The sequence below is a fragment of the Anaplasma marginale str. Florida genome (assembly GCF_000215485.1).
Taxonomy (GTDB): Bacteria; Pseudomonadota; Alphaproteobacteria; order Rickettsiales; family Anaplasmataceae; genus Anaplasma; species Anaplasma marginale.
Genome location: NZ_AFMS01000038.1, coordinates 1 through 3,104, shown reverse-complemented (window position 1 = coordinate 3,104; position 3,104 = coordinate 1). Strand labels below are relative to the sequence as shown.

The window sequence follows — 3,104 nt, the reverse complement described above, 5'->3', positions numbered from 1 at the left end:
TTGACATAAGTTAATTGGACCTAGGATATTAGGTTAGTTCGTATAGTCAACTAAATTTGTCGCTATTACCTAACGCATCGTTAAGTGTCGGTGACTTTATGTAATAAACGCAGGGCATATACACCATACTATCGGTGCCGGCACTGTGTGTATACAAGCTCTGGTAGCGCATTTGGGAATATATTAATCCTTTTTATCCTATAGACGCACTATTGGTCGCTATTTCTAAGACTCTGAAGATAGTAACGTCTCTTTGGAGGCGCATGGTGCGTGCTGCGCGGAATACTTCCTGAGCTTTGTGATATCTACCTAGCATATCTGTCACGGTGCAATCGTCACGCTGCTCATCTTTCGTGCCCGCGTTTACAGCATCGCAGATAATGTCTGATATAGCCCTCAGCACGATATATTCTACCTTGTGTAGCGGTAGATCTGTTTCTAATATGCTTCCAATGACCGAGGGGTTTATTTTATGTATTACCGAAATAAGGTTTTCGTATAGCAATATTCCTTTTCTATATCCTCCGTAACCATACCTGGAATTCCCGGATATATGCGTGTTATTTTATCGCTGAGCTGCTGCATATCGGGAAAATTGCGATCAATCACCAATTTCGTCTCCTCATGGCTTAGCTCATGCAGCGGTAGTATCACGCATCTGGATTTAACAACTACCGGGACGCGATGTACGTTATGGCTAATAAGCAGTATCAACGAGCCCGCGGGTGGTTCCTCCAGGGTTTTGAGCATTGCGTTGGTGGGACTTACGCTTAAATCATCAATGCTATCTACTATTACCACTTTACGCTTAGACCGTATAGCGGTCATATGCAAAAAGTGCCTCATTTCCCGGACCTTATCCACGCTTATTGGCTCAGTGGCGTTATCAATGAGCATGACGTCTGGGTCTGACTCTAATTCTACGGAACCTGTCACATGCTTGGCAAAGGCGCGAGACAACCTGGACTTTCCTATACCCCGCCTTCCGCATAGCAGCCACGTCACAGCGCTGCTATTCGCGAGCAGAGCGCGTTTTTGTGCGGCGTGTCCTATAACTGAATCCATTACGATGTTCCCCCACAAGACCTAACAATACCAGCAATTTTGTGCTCAGAAAACATGCCGATTCTCAATACCTTACGCGATTGTACATCAAAGACTGTAGAGCACATGCCACCAACTGCAGAATCATCTTCCATAAGCTCTGACACACAGTCACGTATTTCCTGTGGGATTTCCATAGCGCGTCTTGCACCCGGCATCCCAGACAGATTTGCGCTGGTAGCGGCTACCGGCCCTCCAAACTCTTCCAATATTGTGCGGGCCATTGCGTGGTCTGGTATCCGCACGCCAACGGTACCTCTAAAAAACTCACCTGGCAAACTTTGGGTGTCATGCAACGGCACCACAAACGTGACTGGCCCAGGCGATAGGCGCTCGATTATACCCCAGTCCTCGTCCTTAAGTGAGGCAAATTTTCTGATCGCGGCCAAGCTATTCAGCAGTATGGGTATGGGCTTGTGATATTGGCGCCTCTTGATTTCATATAGCCGCTGCACGGAATTTGCGCTCAATGCGCTGCATGCCAGGGCGTATAGAGTATCGGTCGGGAAGCAGACTATCTGCTCTTTCCTCAGTGCTTCAACAACTCGCTGCATTTTACAACATTACAACACAAACCTGGCATCGGTGAGATGTTACTGCACCGCTTGTCCACGAAAAAACCAGCCACGGGTACAGCACTTTAGTGGAAAAATGCACGCTTTTCAACATGTGACCGGGCCGCATTTGCACGCCGCACACACGACCATTGATGATGTTGCCTATTAGATTATACGAGCAACCAAAAACCGCCTCGGCCGCGAGGGCTCATATCCTTGATGTTACAACAGGTACGCACTAATGCTCAACTGTGTGGATGTAAACCAGTTGCATGGGTCCAGGAATTTGTTGCGTGTTCCCACCAGGGCCACTATGTGCGCCACACTGTCACACCTCACGGTGATAACGATTACAACAGGTGCAGCACGTCCTAGATGCTTACAGATTCGTTCAATAATTCAAAGTAACATGCGTTTTATATCGCGAAAATAGCTTCGTGCATCCCCATGGTGTGGGACCAATCTCTGCGCTTATTTAATGTGCCTCATCGAAGATTTACATAATGCCTCCCGTCCACGGTCAGCCAGTTATGCACGTTTGGCTGCTGTAATGTCTGGCAAACTTTTGGCTTAAGGGCGCACTCCTCCTGGGCTATTGCGCCGAAAAGATGTACTTACGCTGCCACGGCCCAGGACTGCTTAGGGGCTCCATCGGAACGCATGCGGTTATGGCAGTTATGGCATAGTAGCGCGTTATGTCTAGTGTGCTATGCGTCTGCTATGGTATACAGTACTGCAATTTATGGTGCTCATATGATAGTTTTTGGGCTTAGTGGAGGCGCGGGTTCAGGTAAGAGCACGGTGGCTGCCATGTTTGCCCAATCTTGCAACGCTGCCGTTTTTGATGCCGACAAAATTGTACATAGCATGTATTCCGGTGATGCTACAATCACTGGCTTGGTAGCCAAGTATTTCCCTGATTGCATATGCAACGGGGTGGTTTCTCGGGAGAGGCTGTCCAAGCATTTTTTTTCTTATGGCCCATTGTGGCTGGAATTTCAGTCCATTGTGCACTCCATTGTGTTGAGGCAACAACGTAAATTCATTCTGGAGCAGGGTAAAATAGGGCGCGATTATGCGGTGTTAGATGTTCCTTTGCTGCTGGAGGCGGGATTCTGGCGATGTTGTGACTTCGTTATAAATGTTGACGTTCATAAATCCCTGCAATGGCATAGACTGAGGCAACGTGGCCTTTCGGAGCGAGAGATAGAGTTTTTACTCTCTTTGCAGATGCCGCGCGGAAGTAGGCGCAACTTTGCCGATTTTTATGTAAATTGTGGTGAGCGCAAAGGAGAGGTACTGAAGAGCGTACTGCAAATTGTAGGGAGCTTAAATGCCGGCAGGCACCGCTTCCGAGTTGCGAGGAAAAACTCGCGATGCGCAGCACGCTGGACCGGCACGCGTCTACAATGGCTTCTCAGCCTGACGCCTGCTAGCAATTTT

General features: G+C 48.2%; 4 protein-coding genes. 1 reads left to right on the top strand and 3 read right to left on the bottom strand.

Annotated elements, in window-relative coordinates:
* Positions 1-193 precede the first annotated feature (193 nt).
* The 3 genes from GAC_RS05890 to GAC_RS01110 are packed head-to-tail and all read right to left on the bottom strand — an operon-like array spanning position 194 to position 1,658.
* Positions 194-505, bottom strand: coding sequence for a hypothetical protein (locus GAC_RS05890; RefSeq protein WP_241760103.1), 312 nt, complete (start codon positions 503-505; stop codon positions 194-196).
* On the bottom strand, positions 478-1,065 hold the full coding sequence (locus GAC_RS01115; protein ID WP_241760102.1) for a hypothetical protein: 588 nt from the start codon (positions 1,063-1,065) through the stop codon (positions 478-480). Before GAC_RS01115 ends, GAC_RS05890 begins: the two co-directional genes overlap by 28 nt.
* Positions 1,065-1,658 carry an L-threonylcarbamoyladenylate synthase gene (locus tag GAC_RS01110; RefSeq protein WP_010267410.1) on the bottom strand — a complete coding sequence of 198 codons (594 nt, stop codon included), beginning with the start codon at positions 1,656-1,658 and terminating at the stop codon, positions 1,065-1,067. Before GAC_RS01110 ends, GAC_RS01115 begins: the two co-directional genes overlap by 1 nt.
* 756 nt (positions 1,659-2,414) lie before the next feature.
* Between GAC_RS01110 and coaE the strand changes: the two genes are divergently transcribed.
* Positions 2,415-3,104 (top strand): dephospho-CoA kinase (gene coaE, locus GAC_RS01105; RefSeq protein ID WP_241760101.1); only part of this gene is annotated, 690 nt, incomplete at its 3' end.

Bases quoted from the DNA above. Each gene is read 5' to 3' on its own strand.
- GAC_RS01115 (WP_241760102.1), bottom strand. From the start codon at position 1,065: ATGGATTCAGTTATAGGACACGCCGCACAAAAACGCGCTCTGCTCGCG.
- GAC_RS01110 (WP_010267410.1), bottom strand. From the start codon at position 1,658: ATGCAGCGAGTTGTTGAAGCACTGAGGAAAGAGCAGATAGTCTGCTTC.